This is a genomic window from Actinomadura geliboluensis (assembly GCF_005889745.1).
Classification (GTDB): Bacteria; Actinomycetota; Actinomycetes; order Streptosporangiales; family Streptosporangiaceae; genus Spirillospora; species Spirillospora geliboluensis.
In genome coordinates this window covers 1-22,460 of record NZ_VCKZ01000110.1, presented here as the reverse complement: position 1 = coordinate 22,460, position 22,460 = coordinate 1, and the positions used below count along the sequence as shown (strand labels likewise).

The 22,460-nt window shown below is 67.9% G+C and carries 19 protein-coding genes, 1 pseudogene and 1 CRISPR repeat array; of the genes and pseudogenes, 14 read left to right on the top strand and 6 right to left on the bottom strand.

The genetic code is table 11. The annotated features are described in order from the left end of the window. The coding region (locus ETD96_RS44825; RefSeq protein WP_171069062.1) for a hypothetical protein at positions 1-1,379 on the top strand (1,379 nt) is incomplete at its 5' end. A 471-nt stretch (positions 1,380-1,850) separates the two neighbouring features. Here the strand turns inward: ETD96_RS44825 and ETD96_RS17030 are convergent. Continuing rightward, positions 1,851-2,159 (bottom strand): hypothetical protein, encoded by a 309-nt coding sequence (locus tag ETD96_RS17030; RefSeq protein WP_205719313.1) that lies wholly within the window; start codon positions 2,157-2,159, stop codon positions 1,851-1,853. Positions 2,160-2,378: 219 nt separating this feature from the next. Here ETD96_RS17030 and ETD96_RS44820 point away from each other — a divergent pair, with 219 nt between their 5' ends. Continuing rightward, positions 2,379-2,606 carry a Tn3 family transposase gene (locus ETD96_RS44820; RefSeq protein ID WP_171069061.1) on the top strand — a complete coding sequence of 76 codons (228 nt, stop codon included), beginning with the start codon at positions 2,379-2,381 and terminating at the stop codon, positions 2,604-2,606. 334 nt (positions 2,607-2,940) lie between these two features. On the opposite strand, the gene ETD96_RS17025 is transcribed toward ETD96_RS44820, so the two are convergent. Next, a complete protein-coding gene (locus ETD96_RS17025) occupies positions 2,941-4,290 on the bottom strand; it encodes an NsdA family TPR-like regulatory protein (RefSeq protein WP_205719312.1) in 1,350 nt (449 codons plus the stop codon). Positions 4,291-4,314: 24 nt separating this feature from the next. Beyond that, on the bottom strand, positions 4,315-4,770 hold the full coding sequence (locus ETD96_RS17020) for a hypothetical protein (RefSeq protein WP_138637441.1): 456 nt from the start codon (positions 4,768-4,770) through the stop codon (positions 4,315-4,317). A 635-nt stretch (positions 4,771-5,405) separates the two neighbouring features. On the opposite strand from ETD96_RS17020, the gene ETD96_RS44815 reads away from it, so the two are divergent. The 12 genes and pseudogenes from ETD96_RS44815 (at position 5,406) to ETD96_RS16965 (ending at position 16,863) form a co-directional block, all read left to right on the top strand. Beyond that, complete coding sequence (locus ETD96_RS44815; RefSeq protein ID WP_171069060.1) at positions 5,406-5,627, top strand: hypothetical protein; 222 nt, start codon at positions 5,406-5,408, stop codon at positions 5,625-5,627. Then, on the top strand, positions 5,624-6,481 hold the full coding sequence (locus ETD96_RS17010) for an SAM-dependent methyltransferase (protein WP_138637440.1): 858 nt from the start codon (positions 5,624-5,626) through the stop codon (positions 6,479-6,481). The genes ETD96_RS44815 and ETD96_RS17010 overlap by 4 nt, the downstream gene beginning before the upstream one ends. Beyond that, entirely contained in the window at positions 6,478-7,290 is an 813-nt protein-coding gene (locus tag ETD96_RS17005; protein ID WP_171069059.1) for an SAM-dependent methyltransferase, read from the top strand. Before ETD96_RS17010 ends, ETD96_RS17005 begins: the two co-directional genes overlap by 4 nt. After that, positions 7,287-8,918, top strand: a complete 1,632-nt coding sequence (locus tag ETD96_RS17000; RefSeq protein ID WP_138637438.1) for a sensor histidine kinase — start codon at positions 7,287-7,289, stop codon at positions 8,916-8,918. Before ETD96_RS17005 ends, ETD96_RS17000 begins: the two co-directional genes overlap by 4 nt. 53 nt (positions 8,919-8,971) lie before the next feature. Next, positions 8,972-9,529, top strand: a complete 558-nt coding sequence (locus ETD96_RS16995; protein WP_171069058.1) for a roadblock/LC7 domain-containing protein — start codon at positions 8,972-8,974, stop codon at positions 9,527-9,529. Then, positions 9,519-9,989: a DUF742 domain-containing protein gene (locus tag ETD96_RS16990; RefSeq protein ID WP_138637436.1), complete on the top strand. Its 471-nt coding sequence runs from the start codon at positions 9,519-9,521 to the stop codon at positions 9,987-9,989. Before ETD96_RS16995 ends, ETD96_RS16990 begins: the two co-directional genes overlap by 11 nt. Next, entirely contained in the window at positions 9,970-10,557 is a 588-nt protein-coding gene (locus ETD96_RS16985; protein ID WP_138637435.1) for a GTP-binding protein, read from the top strand. Before ETD96_RS16990 ends, ETD96_RS16985 begins: the two co-directional genes overlap by 20 nt. Before the next feature lie 32 nt (positions 10,558-10,589). Next, positions 10,590-11,195 carry a GAF domain-containing protein gene (locus ETD96_RS16980; protein ID WP_138637434.1) on the top strand — a complete coding sequence of 202 codons (606 nt, stop codon included), beginning with the start codon at positions 10,590-10,592 and terminating at the stop codon, positions 11,193-11,195. 49 nt (positions 11,196-11,244) lie between these two features. Beyond that, entirely contained in the window at positions 11,245-12,489 is a 1,245-nt protein-coding gene (locus tag ETD96_RS16975; protein ID WP_138637433.1) for an acyl-CoA dehydrogenase family protein, read from the top strand. Positions 12,490-12,871: 382 nt separating this feature from the next. Beyond that, positions 12,872-13,087: pseudogene (locus tag ETD96_RS46695) on the top strand (BldC family transcriptional regulator); the annotation flags it as partial. An 864-nt stretch (positions 13,088-13,951) separates the two neighbouring features. After that, entirely contained in the window at positions 13,952-14,713 is a 762-nt protein-coding gene (locus ETD96_RS48125; protein ID WP_274704618.1) for a helix-turn-helix domain-containing protein, read from the top strand. Beyond that, a complete protein-coding gene (locus ETD96_RS16965; protein ID WP_138637432.1) occupies positions 14,710-16,863 on the top strand; it encodes a tetratricopeptide repeat protein in 2,154 nt (717 codons plus the stop codon). Before ETD96_RS48125 ends, ETD96_RS16965 begins: the two co-directional genes overlap by 4 nt. A 413-nt stretch (positions 16,864-17,276) precedes the next feature. Further along, positions 17,277-17,972: a CRISPR direct-repeat array (repeat unit 23 nt; unit sequence GTTCTCCCCGCGCGAGCGGGGGT). 398 nt (positions 17,973-18,370) lie between these two features. Here the strand turns inward: ETD96_RS16965 and ETD96_RS16960 are convergent. The 3 genes from ETD96_RS16960 to ETD96_RS16950 form a co-directional block, all read right to left on the bottom strand. Next, positions 18,371-19,198, bottom strand: a complete 828-nt coding sequence (locus tag ETD96_RS16960) for a hypothetical protein (protein WP_138637431.1) — start codon at positions 19,196-19,198, stop codon at positions 18,371-18,373. 94 nt (positions 19,199-19,292) lie between these two features. Beyond that, positions 19,293-20,648, bottom strand: a complete 1,356-nt coding sequence (locus ETD96_RS16955; RefSeq protein WP_138637430.1) for a NucA/NucB deoxyribonuclease domain-containing protein — start codon at positions 20,646-20,648, stop codon at positions 19,293-19,295. Further along, positions 20,645-21,163, bottom strand: a complete 519-nt coding sequence (locus ETD96_RS16950; RefSeq protein ID WP_138637429.1) for a peptidase inhibitor family I36 protein — start codon at positions 21,161-21,163, stop codon at positions 20,645-20,647. The genes ETD96_RS16955 and ETD96_RS16950 overlap by 4 nt, the downstream gene beginning before the upstream one ends. Between the last annotated feature and the right edge of the window lie 1,297 nt (positions 21,164-22,460).

Sequence of the window (22,460 nt, the reverse complement as noted above, 5' to 3'; positions counted from 1 at the left end):
CCCACGTCCTCGCCCGCTACCACCACCAGATCGCCGACGGCTTCGGCACCCCGCACCCCGCCACCGCCGGGGTGCGAGACGGCGCCCACCGCGTCGGCATCCTCCTCCAACAAGCCGAACACCACCTCGGCCCACCCGCCGACACCCAAACCCCACAATCAGCTCTGGCAGAGAAACTCCGCGCCGCCTCCATCGCCCTCGGTTGCGGCCTGGACCTGCTCTCCACTCACTTCCCCGTCACCTCCGGTCAGGCGACCACCTCAAACGCCGGGATCATCGCAGCCCCCGACACCGCGCGCACCCTCCTGCACCAGCTCAGCACGTACACCGCCACCCTCGGCCACCTCGCCTACGGCACCAACGCTCCCAGTAACCAAGCCGGCCCCCTCCTCCTGAAAGCCGCAGTCCTCGCCCGCATTTGCAGCCAGGACCAGACGCCACCGCCCATCAACCCCATCCCCTTTCACCACATACCCGACCGCATCCCGCCCCAGATCGGCGAGAGCGCCGATCAAGCCTCGACCGGTATCAATGCCAGCATCCACCGACTCAGCAACCCCGCCTCAGCAACCTCGGTCACAACATGGCGCTATCTCGCCCGCGCAGCTGCCATCATCTGCGACCTCAATCGCAAGACCATCCGCCAACTGATCTACCGGCTCAACGAACCCGACCACCTCTCAGCGATGAAACAGGCGGCAGCCGACCTCAGATACGTCGGCACCGCCTGGAGAGGCATCGTCCGACGCTGGGACGAGCAGATCGGTGGCTACGGCCACCCCGCCAACGGCCCTGCAACCGACGCCGGCGACCTCATCATCCGCCTCGGCCGTCTCCTTCACACCGACCCGGCCTGGACACCCAGCCCCCGCGCATCTTCTCGCCTCAGGCCACCCCACGAACTCGCCCGCGACCTCGCCCACGCAGCCGAACTCGCCACCATCACTCTCAAGACCGTCGAAACCTGCAACACTCTCGCCGCCCACCACCACGCCGCCATCAACGACGTAGTCACACTCGACGCCCTCAACTGGCAGAAGAAATACCCCACCCGTGTACACCGCTTTCGCCTGCCAGCATCAGCCCGCGAACTCTCAACCCGCTACGACATAGCCCAAACCAAAGGCCGCCGAGCTATCGCCAGCCTCGGCCAAGCCATCCAGTATATGACCCCCGGCCCCACCACCCTCGAAGAAGCACGCCTAATCATCCACCGGACGACGGCCATAAGCGACGAGCACCAAGTCTCGCTGGCCACAACCGACTTTCCCACCTCAATATCCGACTGCCTGAACAGCGAACAGACGTCACACGAAGACAATGCCGCCATTCATATCAGCCCATCCCCTCGAACCCCGAAAAACCCTCCAACAGCATGACGGTTCAAGCAAACGGATTCACCTCCCACGCGGGTATTGGCTATGTTCGCGTCCTCCAGCAACGTTTCTGGATGAGTCTTGGCGACACCCGTGGCGGCCGCCGATCGGTGTCGGCGATAATGAGCAACACCGATGACCTGGCGGTTGAGAACGGTAACGCGCCCCTACGTGCCGCTCGTGTCGTCCCCGTTGCATGGCGACGGCATGGGGCGGGGCCGAGGATCTCCACAACAGTGGTTGCCGCTCGGATCGATCATGTGTGGCTCGCGAGGAGGGACGCGACGGGCGCGGGCGGCCTACTTGCCGAACTCGCATTCAGAGGGTCTCATCGAACTGTTGGGCCAGCCGCTCAGGCCCGCCCTTGATGGGCCGCCCGTACTCGTTGTCGCCAAGTGCGCCGATCCCGGCCCGCGCCTGTTGGAGGTGCTCGCGGGTGCGGCCGCGGTCGCCCAGCTTGCGATAACAATCGCTCTAATTCAGGTGCAGCGACGGATACAGGCCAGCCACCGTGAGCGGCACTCCGGCTTGGGCCACCCGCTCATCGATGACTTGGCCGACGGCAGCAAGCGCTCGCAGATCCCACATCAACTCCTGGTGCACGTCGTCCTGCACATCGGCCATCGAATGGCAGGGACGCAGACATGCAGCAGGTCGCCTTGCTCGCCGCCGACGTCGTCCCAGATCTGCATGAACGACTCCCGAGCGGCTTCGCGCACGGCCTTGGTGGTGATGCAATTCCACCCCCTGACCAATCCGAGTCATCGTCAGGTCGGCGATCACGGGCGGCTCCTTCACCGTCGCAGACGGGCGCGACCAGCCTATCCGAGATCGTTCTAGGGATGATTGCTGTTCCCAGCGGTCGCAGTGGGGCATCCTGGGACGGTCGTCGAGGCTGTGCCGGACGGCCGACCGTGGCGTCTGCCGCCGGCAGACTCGCGAATCCAACTGCCGACCCCGGAGGGCGGACCCCGCCCCGTACCGAATCTCATCGGCAATCTCGTGGCAGCCACCAGCGTCGGTCAAACTGGTGGCCAAACGTTCCTGCCTTTCGCGGACACAATCACGGGGTACGCTTCGTCGCATCCTGACGTCATCGACGGCTGTCCGCACCCTAAAACCGTGGCGACCTTCACCACCTCCTACCCCGAAATCGTGTTCGGATTGTTCGAGATCCGCGGCTACCAGTTCTCCCCGAGCATCGCCGACCTGGGTGACATCCGCCTGTGACGCACCAAACACTCGCGCTGCCTACCGTCCGCTGGACCACATGTCCCATCGCTCCATCCGGTTGGACCAGCTTCGGACGCACTGGCCGACATGCTCCGCCGCCGACCTTTTCGCCGCCAGCACGGTGCGCTCCTGCGACCTGGTCGAATGCTGTCACATGACGGGCGTCTGACTGGCCGTAGCGAAATGTCGGCCCCCTACGGCTGGACTTCAATAGATTGCACTTGCTGCAGTTCATCTCAGGCGAGGGCTCTCAGCGCTTGAGAAGGAGTAGCGACTGAATGTCACCAAAATCTGGAACGCCCAGCAGAGGCTCAGCGGTTCACTTCTGCGGTCAGATGCCGATCAGTGCGGTGTGGATGTGGTCGTCGAGGTCGGCGACGAAAGGTTCACCCCGCCAGGGGCGCAACTCCAGGCGTGCCTGGCGCAGTCGCTGGCCCGGTACCCGGCCACGGGTGGTGGCGGTCAGGTCGACGCATTCGTGGAGCTGCTCAACTGCGACTTCTGGTGCCCCGGCGTCGCTGGTGTGCAGGCGTGCAAGTGCTCGGTCAGTGAGCACGATCGCACGTTGGACAGTGTGCCGGGAGCCGGTGAGGGTCTGGACAGATGCGGTCAGTTGGCGTTCGGCGGTTTCGGCATGGCCGAGGAAGATGCCGCAGATGCCCTCGAAGCCCCGGAGCCGACCCTGAGAGAAGGCACCGTTCATCGGGTCGTCGGTGGTATCGGCGTCCAGGTCATGCCAGGCCAGGTGCAGGGCGACCTGGGCGTGGCGGTGCTGAGCGCTGCGTGCCGCCATTTCCGCTTGCAGGGCGTGGGCACGGGCGCGCATTAGGACGCTCTCACCACGGCGGGCGTCCTGAACGGCGGCGTCGGCTATGCTGCGGGCCCGTTTGATGTCGCCGGTGGCGTAGAAGGCGACCATCGTCTGGCTGGTTCGAATGAGGGCTCGACGGGACGGGGCCTTCTCGCCTGCGGCTTTCACTGCTTCGTCGTAGAGCGCGAGTGCGGTGGCATCATCGTGAGTTTCGAAGGCGAGCCTGGCGGCCAGAGCATATGCCCGTGCGGCAACGATGCGCAGTTTTGCCTGGATTGTGGCGGGTTGGCCGGTCTGCAACAGGTATCGGCAGGCGTCCACGATGACGGCCTGTGCGAGGTGGAGCCGGGCGAAGGGCACGGCTCCGATCTGGGCGTCGACCGTATCGCTGGCCGCTTCCAGCCCGGCCACCAGTTCCAGGTCGGCCGTTTCAGGGCGGGTCAGCGCCGTGGCCAGGTCGACGCGCAGCGGCCCGTTCACGAACGCGAGCAGGTTCATGCCCGCGCTGGTGATCGCCGCTGACACGGTGCCGGCCAGGTCGGTGAGTTGCTCGTCGGGGACTCCGAGCTGGGCGAGCGCGTCCAGCAGTTCACCGAAGTCCGAGCCGGGGCCGAGCGCAACGGCGCCCATGGGGGTGCGGGCGTAAGCGTGGCCGAGCAGCAACCGGTATTGCTCATCGGGGACGGCAACGCCCGATTCCCACCGGGCGATAGTGCGGCGGATGCTGGACGTCTGAATCGCCGCGATCCGGGTGATGCGCAGCGTTTGTGCCAGGAACCGCAGCTTGTCCGCCAGGTCCGACCAGGACCAACCGCGCGACAGGCGAAGGCGGCGCAGGGTTTGCGCTCCGGTCTGCCGCTGGGGGTCCACAGCATCAGTACAGTATCGGAGCCCTCATACCGGCACTATCAACCGTGGTTTCTCCTGGCTTGCGGTGTAGTCGAGGGTGTACCAGGTGCCGCCGCCCGAGGCGGCGTGGGGGAACCCGATCGTCATCTGCGATCGGTCGACCATCCAGCGGTTACGCGCGTGATAGCCGGGGGTGCGTGTCTGCCCCCCGAGTTCGACTACTTCGACCAGACGATCGGCCTCGCGGGCGGTCTCCACCGCATGGCGGGCGTCACCAGGCTGGTCGGTGAGTGTGGCCGGGACAACGACCACCAGTTCGGACTTGGTCTCTCCGGCCAGCCACAACAGGGCGAGCGAGTCGATCCCGGACGCCCCGCCTAGGTGGAATCGCGCACCCGTGCCCGCGAAGGGCCGCAAATAGTCCTCGAACATCGCCCGGTATTCGGCCAGCGTGCGATGGCCAGTCGAACGCGTGCCCGTGATCGTCATCGTGCGCGGCATGTCCCGTCCCCTTGTCACCAAATGTCATCTGCCCCCGCACTGGCGAGCCCGGTTCACTCGAACTCATGGCGAGGCTGACTCAGCTTGCCAGCCTCCTACGGGAGCGCGGGCTGGCTACGGCGCTAGAAGGGGACGACTGTTGCCTGGTGGTGACCACCCCGATCTCGTGCGCCCCGCAGGAGGTCATCACCTGCGACGCAGACCGCTATCTGACCGGTTGCGGATATGAGATCGGCCGGATCGGCGAGGAGCACGCGACCGCTGACCGACTCGCGTTCCTGCTGGGCGTCCCGGACGCGGGGCCCACGTTGACCGCGCAAGCGCCAGAGGCCGTCTACACCGACAGCGGCCCGGCCGCAGTGGAGACGAGGCGGCCGTCTCCACACCGAGGCCCCGCTTACGTGGGCCCCGCCGGGACAAGGTCCTCCGGCATCGCCCCCGCTGTGTCCTCCCTACGCCCCACGGACCTAGGGCCACTTTACGGTCCGGCGGGCAACGAGGGGGCCACCGAGCCAAAGCACCGCAGCGGTGGATATGCGAGCAGCGGCGTCAGCAGCCCCCCGAACTGCGGGGAGGCCTCCCCAAACCGGGTCCCGCCACCGAACACACCCCGCATTTGCCAACAGGGAACCAGCATGAACACAACGACGGACGCCTTCGATGCCATCGCACGAGCCAAGGCGCCATTGAAGCGGGACATCTCGGACTGGAACATCGTCCACTCCAGCAAGGGCCGCTGGTGGGCCTTCCTCGACCCGAACCAGCGACGGAAGGACACGGCCTCCACCGTGGTCACTGCCGTGGACGCCGACACGGCCGAGGGACTCTACGAGCTGCTCGCGGCGGCGGAGTCATGATCATCCCGGCCGGTATCGCTCGGGACTTCACCCAAGCCTCCGAAGCCGGTGTCTACAACTTCTACCTGGGCGGCAAGAGCTGGACCGCGGCCGACAAGGAGACCGCCCTGGCGGTCATCCGGACCTCCCCGGACGCACAGGCGGTCGCGAAGGAGAACTTCCTGTTCGCCGGCCGCGCCGCCGCCTGGGCCGTCGCCGAGTTCGACATCAGGCAGGTCTTCGACATCGGCATCGGCATCGTCGACGATGTGCCCTTGGACCTGGTGGAGACCTGCGTCCACAACGTCAGACCCGACGCCGTCGTGCTCGGCTTTGACAACGACGAGGTCGTACTTGCGCGCGCCCGCGCCCTTCGCACCGGCTACGGCCGTGCGCTCTACGGCGACATCACCGACCTTGACAGCATCTTCAACCACCCCGACCTCCTCCACCACCCCGACCTGGCCGGGAGCATCGACTTCACTGCGCCCGCCGTGATCGTCCTGGCCGCAGTCCTGCACTTCGTCGACGACCCCGCCGTCGTCATGGCGGGTCTGAGGGACCGTCTGGCACCGGGAAGTGTCGTCGTGCTGTCCCACGCGACCAGGACCCGCACCAGTCAGGCTCGCATCGGGGGGATGACCAAGGCATACGAGAAGGGCCGCAGCCCGATCATCTTTCGCGAGGAAGATGACATCGCTGCCCTCGCCGACGGGTGGAACCTCCTACCGCCCGCCCTGGTCGACGTGCAGCGGTGGTCCCCGGACGGCAGCTATCAGGGTGAGGTGTACGAGAGCGTCCGCGTCGTAGGCATGACCGCCCGCCTCCCCGGCCTTTCCCAGGGGCCGGACCACACGCCGGGCGGTGGCCAGTGACGGCCTTTGAACCGAACACGGCGGAACGCGACCTCAATGGGGGATACGACGGCAATCGTGCGGCGATGGCCCGCCTGTGGGCGTTCTGGGGCGGCGGGAAGGACTTCAACCCGGCCGATCGCGCCCTCGGTGAGACCGTGGCTGCGCGGTTCCCGCAGATCACCTCGCTGGCCCAGCACCGGATCGCGTTCCGGACTCGCGTGACGTGGGACCTGGCCGTCCGCGGCATCGACCAGTTGCTTGTCGTCGGTGTCGACATGCCGCTGCACGACGAGGTCCACACGATCGCCCAGGCGGTCAACCCGGGCGCCCGCGTCGTCTACGCGGATGCGGACGAGTTGACGATGCTGTATGCCGACGTCTTCTACAGTGCCGAGTTCGGTGGCTGCGGGTTCGTTCAGGCGGGGCCGGATGATCCCCGTGCGGTGCTGGACGGGGCCGCCGCCACCCTGGATCTGGACCGTCCGGTCGGCCTGCTGCTGATCAACAGCCTGGACCTCCTCTGCGACCCCCAGGCCGTCGCCGCGCTGTCGGTGTTCCGCGAGACGCTGGCGGCCGGGAGCCACATCGCGTTCTGCCATCTGACTGCATGCCAGGACCGTGGTCTGGCCGATCTCGGAAGCATGTGTGCTGGCATCAGCCCCGGCCCGCCCTGCGTCCGCACCCCCGCGGCTCTGGAGACGCTCTGCGTTGGGATGGAGAGGGTCCCGCCAGGGCTGGTGCCGGTGCCGGCGTGGCGTCCTGAACCTGGCCCGTGGCCGGTCGCCGAGGACGTCGACCTGTGGTGCGGTGTGGGAGTCCTCCCATGACGACTCGTCCTCAGATCGCGGTTCGTCCCGGCGGCGAGGCACCGGCTGTCCGGGAGCAGGAGCACGCCCGCGAGCTGGCCGGTCGCCTTGCTGCCCGGGGGCTGCGCACGTCGGCTGAGCCGCTGGGGAGTCCTGCGGGTGCGATGTCGGTCGCCGCGCAGCGTGTGGACGTCGACCCGTACGTGGGCCGGGTAGTGGTCCTGCTTCCGTTCCCTCACGATTCCGGCGAGTTGTACTGGCACTGGCGGCGGCCGTTCCCGCAGCGTCAGTGGGTCGGGGCGTGCTGGTTCCAGCCGTTCTGCCCGGTCACCGAGCCAGAGGCGGCTGCCGATGCCATTGCAGGGACGATCGATATCGACGTGCGCAGCCGTGCCCGTGCAGCGCACGTCGCCGCCGTTCCGGGCAGCCGCGACGCCGAGTTCGAGGAGCGGTTCCTCACGCGTCTGGGGCGGCCCCTTCACCTGCTGGTCTACCGCACCCTGGCGCTATTGGACTCGGTGGAGCGGGAGGTGGAGGACACCGATCTCCTGCACGAGTTGTTCAAGATCGATCACTTGACGACGCGGGCGCTGCGTGGGCTGGAGCGGCAGGCGGTGCTGGGTGGTGCGACAGCGCGGGGGGTGCGGGAGGCAGTGACGCTGGCCACGGTGATGCGCCAGGCGGTCGCTCAGATCGAGCACTACCCGAGGGTGCGGGTACGGGTGCCGTCTCCGGGTGAGGACGCGGACCTGCCCGGCTATGCCGGGACGGAGATCACCTTGCTGCTGGCCGAGCTGGTCGAGAACGCCACGAAGTTCTCCCCGCCCGACACCGAGGTTCAGATGACGGCGGGTGCTGTGCCGTCCGGGGCGGGCATCGAGATCACCGTCACCGACCGGGGACTGCCGATGTCGGCCGACACCTACGCGGCGCTGAACCGGATGCTCGCCGATCCCGACACCGTCAGTCTCCGGGAGCAGATCATCGCCGGGCCGATCGGGCTTCTGGTGGTGTCCAAGCTCGCACGGCGCCACCGCATCCAGGTGGCGCTGCACCCGGTTACGCCGTCGGGGACGCGGGCGGTGGTCACCCTCCCGGCGGCCCTGCTCTCGGCTCCCCGGCCCATCGTCGTCCGGCCCGCCCGTCCGGCGGTGATGCCACCGGCGAGGATGAGCGGCACGGGCGCGCGGCTGAACCATGCCGCTGCCTCGGCGACCCCGGCAGCGCCGTCACCGCTCATTCTGCCGGGAGGCGCGGTCACTTCTTCGACCTCGTTGCCCGGCACCGCCGAGCTCGCCGCCACCCACGTCGCCGCCTCCGGCGACGCAGGATCGCGGCCTGTGCTCCCCCAGCGCCGTCGAAGAGGCGGTCAGCAGGGGCTGGCAGCCGATGCGGCGCCGACTGTCCAGGGCGGCCGGCATGCCCCGGCGCCGCAGGCGGCCGGGCCGGTGCAAGGCCCTGAGCCCGAGCGAGGATCCAAGCGGGGGCCGAATCCGCGCCTGCTGACCGACTTCGCCGGTGCCGCGCGCCGCCGCCAACTGCCCAAAGACCCCACTGGCCAAGGCCACGCAGGCTCTGCTCCTGCGAGCTGGGGGTCCACCACTGCGCCGACCGCATCCGCCGACCCCAACCAGGAGAATCTCACATGACGATCCCTCCGCCTTCCGCCGCGCTGCCTCCCTCCGTTCTCGTCGGACCCGGCGTGACCAGCGCATCGGCGGGCCCCTCGCGCGAGGGCCTGGGATGGCTGCTGGAGGACTTCCGCAACCAGGTGCCCGGCATCACGGGCGCGTTCCTGGTGCCCCGGGACGGGCTGGTGCTCGCCGCCGCCGGGCTGAGCACCGATGAAGCCGACACAGCCGCAGCCGTGGCCGCGGCGCTGTACTCCGCCGGCGGAGCCGCAGGACAGATCACCTCCCCGCCCGCCGGAGACGTCCAGCAGATCATTGTCGAGCACGACACCCAAACGCTGATCTTGATGAACACCCCCGACCAGCACCACGACGCCGCCGCACAGGCGGCGGAGGCCGGTCCTGGTGCGGCGGGTTCGGGTGCGGTGGTCGGGTGCGTGCTGGGCGTGCTGGTCAGGCCCGACGCACAGACCGGACTGGTCTCCCACGGGATGACCATGCTGATCGAGAGCGTGGCCCGGCACATGGTCACTGCGGCCCGCACCGCCAGCGGCGCAGGAGCACCGGCCCCGGCACCCTCGGGGGACGGCGCGGGGCTCCGGAGCGAGGGACGCGGCGATGAGCAGTGACCCGCGAAGCGCCCTCCAGCCCGGTGCCCAGGGGTCCGCGCCTTCCGGACCGTGGGTCGACCAGGACGTTCAGCAGGTCCGGCCCTACGTGGTGGCCGACGTCCGAGCCGTCTCCCGATATGAGATGCGATTGGACACGGTCTTGACCACCGCCACCACGACCACGGCCGCGACGGGGGTCGCGGCGACGCGCACCGGCCAGACCGATGCCCTGCTGCCCGAGGCTGCGCGGGCCATCGGGCTGTGCGAGGCGGGCGGCTGCTCGGTCGCCGAGATCGCCGCCACCATACGCCAGCCCGTCCTGGTCGCCATGACGCTCTTGGAGGAACTGCTCGATGCCGGTGCGCTGGTCATCGCACCGCCCGCCGCCCCGCACGGCTCCGGCACCGGGCGCCCGAGCCCGCACCTGCTGCAGGCACTGCTGGAAGGGCTGGAAGCGCATGACTTCGCTGTCGCCTGAGCTGGATCCCGCGGCCCGCCGGCTCGCGCTGAAGATCCTCATCGCGGGCGGTTTCGGGGCCGGGAAGACGACCCTGGTCGGCGCGATCAGCGAGATCCCGCCGCTGTCAACCGAGGAGCGCCTGACCGTCGGTGGCACGCACGTCGATTCGCTGGAGGGGGTTGACGGCAAGACCGACACCACGGTGGCGCTGGACTTCGGCCGCCGCACGTTCACCAAGCCGCTGCCTATGACTCTGTTCCTGTTCGGCACTCCCGGTCAGCAACGGTTCGGGTTCATGTGGGACCAGCTGGCCTCGGGCGCGGTCGGCGGCGTAGTGCTGGCCGACACCCGCCGCCTGACCGACGCCTTCCCCGCACTGGACTTCTTCGAGCAGCGCGGCGTCCCGTTCATCGTGGCGGTCAACCAGTTCGACGGCGCCGACTACCGCTATCCCGGCGACGCGGTCCGCCAGGCCCTCGACCAGCCCGCCGACGTCCCGGTGGTGGACTGCGACGCACGCGACCCCCGCTCGGCCAGCGCCGTCCTGATCACCCTGGTCAGGCACGCCATCAACACCCGCACCTGACCTACGCCCCCCTTGCATCTGGGAGTCCGCCCGTGTCCCGCGACACCCCCGACCATCCCGACGCCGAACTCCAACAGCGGATCCATCTGCTGACCGAACTCGGCCTCGGCGAGTCCGACGAGCAGTTCGACGCCTTCGCCGCCGAGTTGGCCACCGCGTTCGCCGCCCAGCTCGGGGAGGGAGGCGAGGTGCCCTACGCCATGGTCAACCTGGTCACCAGCGAGCAGTACTTCGTCGGCCTGCACTGCCCGGACGACAAAGGCCAGGTCGGACGGACCATGTCCCGCGACCACGGCTACTGCCCCGAGGTCGTCCGGCGCCGCAAAGCGCTGGTGCTGCCGGACGTGTATGCCCACCCCCGTTTCTCCACCAACAAGGTCGCCGATCAGATCGGGATCCGCACCTACGCCGGTGCCCCGCTCATCCACCTCGACGGCACCCTCTTGGGGACCGTTTGCATCGTCGGCACCACCGGCCTGCCGCTGTCTACCGGGAAGTCCTCCCTCGCGCTCATCAAGGACCACGCGAAGCGGCTGATGCAGCTGATCGACGGCGGGCTCGGCCACCACACCACCGACCACCAGAGCGCCGGTTACCAGGGCGCCTTGACACGCGATCGACGCAGGCCGCGCCGATGACGTCAGCCGGATCCGCCCCGTCCAACAGTGGCCCCAAGTGATGAAAGGGATGGTGTCCGTGTTCGTGACCGACCAGCACCAGCAGCTGCGGGAGGCCATACGCGCCTTCGCGCTCGCCAAGGTCGCACCCCGGGTTGCTGAGATGGAATCCTCCGCCGCCGTCGACACCGCCCTTCCCGACCTCATCGCCCAGCGGGGATGGATCGGGGTAACCATCCCCCGCCAGTACGGCGGCATGGGCGCCGGTCACCTCGCCAAGACCATCCTCATCGAGGAACTGTCCCGAGTAAGCGGAGCGGCGGGCGCGATCGCGCAGGCGTCCCAGCTCGGCGTCGCCAAGATCCTGCATTTCGGCACCGAGCAGCAAAAGCAGCAGTGGCTTGCGCCCATCGCCGCCGGCAAGTGCCTGCCCACCATCGCCACCACCGAAGAGGACTCGGGTGGGCATGTGCTGGGGATGCGGGCCACCGCCCGCCGCGGCGGCGACCACTACATCCTCAACGGCCGCAAGCAGTACGTCGGCAACTCCCACGTGGGTCATGTGCACGGCGTCATCGCCCGCACCGGCGACGCCGACACCCGGCCCTCCAAGAGCCTGTCGGCGTTTCTGGTGCGGGCGGACCTGCCCGGCGTCCGGCTCGTCCCGCACCAGCCCGCGATGGGGCTGTGCGGATTCAGCTTCGGCGACATCGTGTTCGAGGACGTTCGGGTTCCGGTCGGCGACCGGCTCGGCGAGGAGGGCGACGGCCTCGACGTCGCCTACAGCTCATCGGTCCTGTACGGGCGGCCGAACCTGACCGCGGTGTCGCTCGGCATCCATCAGGCCATCGTGGACGCGACCGTCGAGTTCGTGTCCACCCGGAGACGCTACGACGCCCCGCTGGCCAACCTGCCCAGCATCAAGCACAAGCTCGGGCTGATGCAGCACCGACTCCTCACCGCGCGAGTGGCCGCCTACCACGCCGTGCACCTACTCGACCACGGCCAGCCCTGTGACCGCGAGCTGATGAGCGCCAAGTACGGCAACGTCGAGGCGGCGATGGACTCGGCCCGCACCGCGATGGAGATCCACGCGGCCGCCGGCCTCCGCACCGACCACGAGGCACAGCGGTACTACCGCGACACCGCCTGCATCTACGCGCCCGCCGGAACCGGCGACATCCAGCTCCTTCGCCTGGCCGAGACCGCCCTCGGCATCTCCCGCGGCCCCCAGTGGTCCGTGCGGTTTGCGCACCTGACCGCCCTGCACCCCCCATCCGCCCCGACCGAAACGACACGAAAGCCTGCTGCCTGACCCGCGGTGCGGCCCGGGAATCCGTCCAAGGCCCCCGGTCCCGAGGCCGCACCGCCTCCTTGGACCGAATCACCCTCACGGCCCCCACGCCGCCGGAGTATCGATGACCAACATCTCGACCGACGTCTCGCCCCCGCCCGACGCGGGGCGGGGCGGACATTCACACAGCCCCTTCATCAGAGCACCTCAACCGACGGGGAACCCGAGAAGTGGTCGATAGGCCCCACCGCTGCCCTGCTTGCTGGCGCCGCCCGAAGTGGTGCAGTGATCGACTACCCGTTCTGTGATCCAGCCCGCCGCGTCGCCCTGGAACGCGAGCGCCGCGATCGGCTGCAATCCCGGCCGCCGTTCCCTGTACTCCGCCACGACCGAGAGCGCCTGCATGAGCCGAACAACCGGGAAGCGATCCGATGTGAAGCCTGAGCACTACCTGCCGTCAGAGGTCGCCTCCTTGTTCCGGGTCTACCCCAAGACCGTCGCCCGCTGGGCGGAAAGGGGGTGGCTGACCAGCATCCGCACCCTTGGCGGCCACCGGCGGTTCCCACGTGAAGAGGTAGATCGACTCCTGCGGGAGGGGCTGCCCGCCGAAGCCTTCGAAGAGCAGGACGTGGAAGACGAGCAGTCCTCACCGGCAGCGGCTGTGCTCGCCACCCAGGAGGTCGCTGCCCTCAGAAGAAGGCCGGGCCCGGTCTCCGACAACGCCGATGTCTCGGCCGCGGCCCGCCATCCAATCAACGCGTTGGTCGAGGACCATTTCGCTGGTGATGCGGTGGAGGCGTTGCTAGAGCTCGCGGGCCGGTATGGCATCGCCGTCGCCTACCTCGACCGCCCGTGGTTCACCCGCTATCTGGGGCGTGCTCTGATCGAGGACGAGTGGAGGCGCATCGCTGCCGAACTCAACGACTTCTGTGCGGTGCTCGACGATCTGTGCGCCGAGGACCTGGAGGTCTACGCCGACCTGGTTCTGAAGGCCGCCAGCGTTGTCCGGGTGCCCCCGCCCGCCGATCTCATCGGCGACTACGAGGCGGCCCTCATCGCCACCGGATTCGTTTGGACCGGCAACACAGCACCCACCGCCCGCGCCCGCCAACGGGCCGACACCGCACCCACCGTCCTGGACACGCCCACCATCAGCACCGAGCCGGGGCCCGGAATCGAGCCGGCGTCCGGGGCCGCGTCGGAGTCGAGAATCGAGTCGGCGACGCCGGACGCTGGGGGCCCGCTACCGATTTCGCTACCCAGACGAGGTCGGGAAGAGCGGATCGGGCCCCAGCCCCTAGCCGCTCAGCCGGCCAGGGGTACCACCGAGCCGCACCAACTCGTGCTCTCACCACCGGCCAGCCGGGGGCAACAGGCGCCCAGCACAGGTGGGACGACTGAGCAATCGCGCACCGAGTCACAACCTGAGTCACAAGCCGGGTCATATTCTCCGAAATCGCCGTCGCATCCGGCGGAGTTGGAGATGTCGGTCGAGGTGCTGCGCGAGCGGTACACCGAAGGTGAGTCAGTGCCTTCGATCGCCCGGCGGATGGGACTGACCCCGCGGCAGGTCTACCTGTGGATGCGGCACGAGAGGATCAACCGGCGGCCGCCCGGCGGATCAACGTGGGATTCTTTCCCCATCGAGCTGCAGGAGCTGCGGGAATGGTACGAAGCGGGCGAGACGATCAGTGGTCTGGCCAGAGCGCTAGAGGTTTCGAACACCGCAGTGAAGATGCGGCTCGCAGAGTCGGGCGCCACCTTGCGGTCCCGCGAGGACCCGGGCAGCCAACGGATTGAGCTACCGGTGCCCTCACCGGTGCTGCGCACGCGCTACGAGGCAGGTGAATCGCTCTACGACTTGGCCGATGAACTGGGTGTGGCAACCGGGACTATCAAGCTCCGGCTACTGGAAGCGGGAACCAAGATGCGGCCGGTCGGTGGGCCGACCAGGTCGCATCAGGTGGAACTGCCGGTCCCGGTGGAGCGGTTGCTGGAACGCGTGGAATCGGGCGAATCGGTGCACAGCCTGGCCCTTGAACTGGGCGTGCCCCGCAACACCCTGCGCGGGCACCTGGAAGCGGCGGCCAAGTACGGCCCGCCGCAACCGGGTCAGCCGCACGGGACCGAACAACCGCCGGTCGGGCAAGCCCCGAGTTCCGCGCGCCAGACCGGGCGCGGAACCCACCAGCTCCAGGAGAAGAGCGACTCTCCCCTTCACAAACCAGACCCATCCCGAAAATGACCGGCGAGCGCACTAACCGGGCCGACGGGAAGATCGGCACCCTGGTCCAGGCCAGCCAAGTACACGGCGACGTGCACCTGCACACCTCCGCGCCCGCCGACGCACGGCCGCCGATGATGCTGCCCGCCCCACCCCGGCGGCTATGTGACCGAGAAGACGAGCGCACGCTGCTGCGCCGGATCGCCACCGTCCGCCGCCAACCAGCGCGGCCGGACCTGCTGGTCATCAGCGGCCCGGCTGGCGCCGGAACGACCGCGCTGGCGCTGGACGTCGCGCACCGCGCAGTACGCGCCGACGCGGTCCCGGGCGGCGCGCTGTGGGCGGACCTAACCCCCGCCCCAATCGCCGAACCGGTCACCGGGCAGGGTCCGGCCCGCCAAGGCCGTAGCCGCGTTGATGCCGCGCTGGCGTGCTGGCTGCGGGTCCTGGGCGCGGCCTGGATACCCGGCCATCCCGACGACGCCGCTGCCCTGCTGCGTTCGCTGACCGCGTCCAGGCCGGTCGTCGCGCTGATCGAGCGTGCGGCCACGGCCGAGCAGGTGCGGGCGCTTTTGCCCGCCGCCGGCCTGGTCGTAGTGACCAGCAGGTTCCGGCTGGATCTTGCGGCCGATGGTGCCGCACACCTCCACGTACCGCCGTTGCCCGAGGACGCCGCGGTGGAGTTGGCCACCGATCTGATCGGGACCCGCGCCGATGAAGACCCCGGCGGAGTGCGTGCATTGGTGGCCACGTGCGGCGCGCTCCCTGGCGCGGTCTCCGCCGCCGCGGCCTACGTGGCCGCTCGCCCGCACCGCCCGATCCACCAACTGGCCGCCCGACTGGCCCCCCACCCCTGCACCACCAGCCAGCGCCCAGCCGTCACTACCGACGAGGAGGTCATCGTGAACAATGCTCTCGACACCATCTACGCCGGGTTCCCACCGGACCTGCAGGACGCCTACCGGACTTTGGCGCTCATGCCGGGCCAGGTGTTCAGCGCTGACGCGGCCGCCGCGCTCCTGCAACTCGGCGTTGAAGCCACCGACACCGTCCTGGCCGGCCTCCGCCAGGCGCACATGCTGGAGTACGAGCACGAACAGGACCGGTGGCAGATGCCCGCCCCCGTCCTCACTCACGCCACGAGCCTGGCGGCCGCTCTTCCAGAAGATGAGCAGACCGCTGCCGCGGCCCGCGTCGCGCGCCATTACTTGATGTGGGCAGCCAAGATCGACAGTGTCATCGTGCCCGGCCGCCGTCGCCACGCCGCTGTCTTCGGATGGCTCCCAGAGCGCCCCCCGCAGGTTGAGGGGCCGCGGGACGCGATCGCGCTGATGCAGGACTGGGTCCAGGTGCTGCTCATGGTCCAAGCGGCAGCTGCGGACGCTGGCCTGCACCATCTGGCCTGGCAATACGCCGAGGTGCTCTGGGGATATGTGAGCCAGCGCCAGGACTATGCCGCCTGGCAGCAGGTCTGCGAGGTCGCGCTGGACTCCGCACACCGCGCCGACGACCCGGGCGGTCTGGCACGTGTGCATTCCCTGGCCGGGCTGCTGGACCGGTGGCTAGGGCGCCTCGACGACGCGAAGCAACATCACGTCGAAACCGCCCGCCTAGCCCGCAAGTCTGGCGACACGCTGGCCGAGGCATCCGCTGCCGAGCACCACGGCGCCACTCTGATCCGGATGCGGCGCCACGAAGAGGCCCTCCAAATCCTGCAGGGCGGACTCGCCCTCTACCAAGCCCTCCCATCACACCCGCGCGGAGAAGCCCTGCTGCGGCGCCAGCTCGGCATCGCCCTGAGCCAACTCGGCCACCACGATGAGGCATCAACCCAGTTCACCGCCGCCGAGGCCGTGTTCAACCGCCTCGGGGAGCCCTACCCCCGCTCCCAACTGGCCGTCAACCAGGCCGAAGCAGCAGCCAGAACCGGCCGCCTCGACGAAGCGCTCGCCCACCTTGACCGAGCCGAGGAAATCCTGCCCCATCGCCCGGTCCCCCACGACGCCTACCTGCACTACCTGCGCGCGTCCCTCCACAGCCGCACCGGCGACCACCAAGCCGCCCACCAGGCTCTGGCGACCGCCATCAGGCTCGCCGACCGGTTGCCCGCCAATCACCCCACCAGCTTGCTCATCATGGCCATGGCGGACGAAAGCTCCCGCTCCGCATAGGCACAACCATCACCCATATACAGCCACCCGCACACAGGGCGGACGGTGGCAGGCCCATCCCCGGCTGCCAAGACCTGTCTCTCGATCCCACCTTCTGCGCCCCAGCATGCTGCCGTTTCGCGGACGGCACAGCGGGGGAAAGGCGGCCGCAGAGCTTTCACGGACGTCATCACCGGGCAGCTCGCCGCCACCTGATCCACGGGCACCCCGGGCCTGAGGTGATCAGCAAGAGCTTGTACGTGGCGCGAATCCTACGGTCACCTACGGTGGACCGCGCCGAACCGACTGGCACTGTCGGCGAGCCGCTCACTGACGAAGCCACCGTAGTCTTGGCCCCGTGACAGTTCACCGGCTATCAACTGGACGAATATCTCAAACTGATAACGTCCTGACATAGACCCAGGTCACGAAGTGTTCTCCCCGCGCGAGCGGGGGTCGTCCGCGTGGGAATGGGGCCTGATCCTGCGTGACCCGGTTCTCCCCGCGCGAGCGGGGGTGGTCCGTCATCGAGCGTGCGCGTGCCGAGCGGATGGGTGTTCTCCCCGCGCGAGCGGGGGTGGTCCGTGGGCGACGGGGCCGGGGAAGCCGCGCCAGACGTTCTCCCCGCGCGAGCGGGGGTGGTCCAAGACCGGCGGGGTCGAACCGTTCGCGCGCCGTTCGTTCTCCCCGCGCGAGCGGGGGTGGTCCGGCCCCGGCGCGATCCTGCACGCCGGCGTGGACGTTCTCCCCGCGCGAGCGGGGGTGGTCCGACACGGCCTGCGACACAGGACTGGATCCGGCGGTTCTCCCCGCGCGAGCGGGGGTGGTCCGACACGGCCTGCGACACAGGACTGGATCCGGCGGTTCTCCCCGCGCGAGCGGGGGTGGTCCGTGTTTGGGCGATTCGGGCAGCGTCCCGGCGTCGTTCTCCCCGCGCGAGCGGGGGTGGTCCGCCCTGGTATGCCTCGGGGCCGCCGGTGCGGTCGTTCTCCCCGCGCGAGCGGGGGTGGTCCGGTGGCCAGCCCGTTGCGGTCGCGGGTGGTCACGTTCTCCCCGCGCGAGCGGGGGTGGTCCGGCGACCGTGCTGACCGTCGGGCCGGACGCGACGTTCTCCCCGCGCGAGCGGGGATGGTCCGTTGCGCGGTCCGGACTGATGACCGCGCCAGTTCTCCCGCCCGAGCGGGGGTCCGCACATCAAGAACGCGCGACATTTCGTTGACGAGAACCCCGCTCCCCTCCGTATTGGAGAAAGTCGTTCGTGCGCAACTCGCCTTCGAAGGGAGAGGGCCACGAGGACAAGCCGAGACGAAGTCCCCGCTGACAAGCCGGAGGAGCCCCAGGCCCATGGGGATGGAGCTTAAGTTAGCCTGAGGGCGTTGGATGCCTGTCGGCAGAGCGTCAGCCGAAGGAGAGTTCGGTGTCCCGGTTTAAGAAGTCTAGGCAAGGCCGGGATGCCGAAGAATCGCTCCGCTCGGGCGCAGACGGGATCGGTCGGCCAGCCAGGTACTTGTTAATCTATCGGCGGCGATCAAGGGCGTTTGAGTTCGACCGATGGGGCCGCATGCCCCGGCCACAGCTGCACCCTGTGTTCTTCCTCGGCGTTGCCAGAGTTGCGCACGCTCAGCCGTACCCGGTACACCACGTTCGGCCATACCTGGGTGGACAGCTCTGGCAGCACGGTTCCTTCCTGGTCGGGGACGGCGAGGATTAGTTCTGCGTAGGGGTGGCTGATCCACTGCTGGCTGACCTCTGCGACGTATGCCCACGCTGTGAGGTCCGTCTCTGGGGCGTCGGCCAAGATTTGCATCGTCACTTCCACGGCGGGAGTGCCAGCGGCGATGGCCAGGCCCCGGCCAGGCACGGCGGCGCGGATCGGTAGCCCGGTGGTGGCATCGGGACGCCCGTAGGCCAAGCCGGTGCGCCAGCCTCCGCGGGGCGGCTGGAAAAGTGTGTAGTAACCGGCTTCACCGGGCTCCAGGTGCTGCTGAACGGTAGTGGGCTGCTGCCCAGAATGTTCAGGTAAGTCGTGACCGACTTGGGTGAGCACAGTGTCACGGGCTTGCAAGCGTTCGGTTGCCTCGTCCTCTTCCTCGGTCTGCAGCCTGGTCAGGGCATCCTTATCGAGCTCGGCGACGACCACGTCCCACTGCCGGGTAGTGAGTTCCACCTGTACCTCTTGGTCGGCGGCGTCATGCCAGCCAAGGACACTCTTGATAGCCAGGCAGTCCTCAGCAATCCCGCGCGGGTCGCCCCACTGCGGTTCGGTGGTGATGCCCGAGTCCAGGGCCAGGGAGATCATGTTGGCCTGCGCCGGAGAGAGAGTGACAGCGAGCGTGTCGCCGTGAGCGGAGGACATGCAGTTCACACTCCTCTTGCTGGGCAGCAGGAAGCAGCGGCCAGGGTACCGCGCGGAGACGACACCCTGACCGCTGCCATGCGGTGCACTCAGATCAGTACTGGGAGCACTGTTTCGTCGTCGGGATCTGGCTATCGGCCGGGGCGTTGGTGACCCACACCCAGTACGGGTCGCCCTGGATGTAGGTACCGCCCTCGTTGAGCGCCGGCAGGATTCGGTTCTCGCGGAACAGCCTGTTGTTCAGAGCATTGCCGTGCGCGGTGTTCTGGGCAAGGGGGAGGAACGCGCACGAGAACCGCGGGTTCTGGGTTCCGCCCTCTTCGCTGGAGGCGTACGGGTACTCGTCGCATGACAGCCCGAGCGATGACGCTTTCTGCTGGTATGCGGTGGTGCAGATCGTGGCGCGATTCTGGTCGTGGGTGATGGGATCGGAGCGGTGCAGGGGGTGGCCGTACTGAATGTCTCCGTAGTGCTTGAGGTTGTCGCGCACCCTGATGGCATACAGGTTATGCTTGACCACCTCTCGGTAGTCTCCGTATTTCGCGTCCGCGACGTTGTAGTCCATGTAGAAGGTCGCGGCGGCGGCATTGCCCATGTAGAAGACGCAGCCTTCTCCGCCGATGTAGCTCTCCTTGTCACAGCGCACGTTGAACGGGTCGTTGGCCGGCGAGGCGGGGGTGAGAACCGCTCCGTTGTCTACACTCAGAGCCAGTTTGATCTGCGGGTTGGAGTACTGGATGCTCACACCAGTCACGGGGGGAATCGAGGTCGCCATCTCGTAGTAGGTGTACACACTCGGGGCGATTTTCTTCCGTATAGGATCCGGTATGGTGCATTGTTTTGTTGCGCAGGTGAGCGAGGCGATGTAGCCGGGGCCTAACTGTACAAGTTCAGGCGAAAGCCACAGCGGCGTTATGCCGACTTGCATCAGCCACGTACGGTTGCTTGCGCTGAGTGTCGCCCACACGTCGGTCCGGACCTGTCCATGGACCGTGACAGCACCCCCCTGAAGGATCTCGATCTGCCTGACGGTTTCGTAGCAGGCGTGGAACCGGTCGTAGTTGGTCTGCCCCGGCTTGCTGGAACACAGCGCTTGCGGCGGGGTCGGGTCAGCAGCTCTGCGCTGGAGCGTTGCGGGGGTTTTCGCCGCCTTCTTCGGGTCGATCGTTCTCAGGCACAGGCGCGCCTGGCGCCCCTTGAAGCGGATGGCACCACAGTCTTCCTGCCTGACAGCGTTGCCACGCTGTAGTCGTTCCAGGTAGCCCTTGATCTTAGCCGGGTCGTTCGGATCCCGACTGGCCGTCAGCGAGTCGGCCGTGGTGGGCATGCTGGTCGCTGGGATGCTTGCCGGGTCGTGCGGGCTCGGCGTGAACGCGGTCAGGGGCGCTGACAGGGCAGCAGCGACTGCTGCGACCAGCAGGGGAAACCGACGTCGTCTCATCGGCGTCATCCGCAGAACGTCTCGAACGCGTCGGCCTTGTTGTCGGCGCTACCGACGCCGGTCGATTCGGCGCCCGGGTTCTCGGTCCACAGGGTGGTCGGCGGCTGAGTGGCCTGGTCGTAGACCAGCACCGTGTTGATGGAGTAGTTCTGCCAGGAGGAGGCTGCGTTGCCGAAGCCGTAGTCGGTGAGGTACTGCCACAGGCCGGCGGCGCCGCAGTCGTGGAAGCTGAGTTTGCGGCCACCGTAGTTGGCAGTTTCGAAGAAGCAGTACCAGCCCGAGGTGCACACGCCCGCAGCGGTACCGGCCGCGGGGATGGTCAGCACGGCGCCGTTGCCGAAGGTGATCGTTCCCGGTGCCGTTTGCCGGGCACCAGGGTGCTCGGCCACGACTTGGTCGACCTGCCGCTGCACGTCTTGCGTGTTGCTGGTTGAGGCCTGCGCCGGCGCGGCGAGCATCGCTGCGGTGGCCATGGCGGCGGTGGCGGTGAGAGTGACAGCTCGGGGGAGGTTGGGAGCCTTCATGCCTGTCCCTTCACAAAAGGACGCCCGTCCGGCCTGGAAATCGAACAGGGCACCGAAGTGATCTTGCACCCTTGAAGCTAGATCAACTCGTCTCAGGCGCCCTACAGGGAAACAGGTAAAGGATCATTTACCTATACCGCTCCCTGCACGGACAACATCCGGCCATATCTGCCGTCAACCACCCGCAGGACGTTGACGTCAGCGCGTTCCTAACGTTAAGAACGCAAGAGGGCATCGGGCTTCACAACCGAATCACTGACCCGCGATGACAGCATTCAACGATCATGGTTTTGCGATGACCGTATTTGCTTTATCGACACGAACCAAAGCATTCAGACTCTGGCGTAGCAAGAACGCGGAAGGCGAGGGTCACCCTCCCCTGAGCACACTTCGCTTAGCCATTTGACCTGCGGTGACCCTTTTTCACCCCGGGTATTTCGTAGTTCTGCAGCACGGCGATCGCGCCTTGACCAGGTGGCCGACCTTGCTGGGACTGCAGCGGAGCTTGCGGAGGATAAGCCAAGATTAGAGCTGGCCGGTCGCCCGGTCGCCGGGTCCACAGAGCTTGGCGTGCGACCGGTTCGCCTGCTTCTGCGACTCGGACATGTTCTTGCCCTTGTCAGGCGTGACGACCACCGAGGCTCCGGCTCCCTGGTATGCCTTGTCGGCCGGAGCGAGGATTCCCACCCTCTCCAGTTCCTGCAGGACGCCCAGACGCGGGCGGCGGTCAGGTCATGCGTCTTGCCGGGCATCGCCCCCGGAAGTCCAAAGGATCTTCCCGCTCGGGCTGACGATCGCCTGCACGTTCATTCCGTGCACCCCGATGCTTGCCGGAGAAGTGGGGCGGTCGACCTTCACCCAGTCGATGTGGATCAGCGTCCCGCCCAGGACCAGGTGAGACAGCCTGGGTCGTGGCGATCAACCCGTCTACCAGGGCTTCTCTGTGTCCGAAGGCACTCCATCAACTCGCGATCATGCTGTGATCAACCAGCCCGTCTGAGGATAAAACGGGGTCACTGTCAACGAGCCGCTCGTTAACGAAGCCAACGTAGGCTTGGCCTCATGGCATTTCACCAGCGACCAACTGGACAGAGATCTCAAATCAATAACGCCCCCGCATAGGCCCAGGTAGCGAAGTGTTCTCCCCGCGCGGGCGGGGGTGGTCCGGAGATCGCGTTCTTCGAGCGGGAGGCCGAGCGGTTCTCCCCGCGCGGGCGGGGGTGGTCCGATGACGGCTGCGCCGGTGCACCCGGCGGCGGCGTTCTCCTTGCGCGGGCGGGGGTGGTCCGCGCACTCT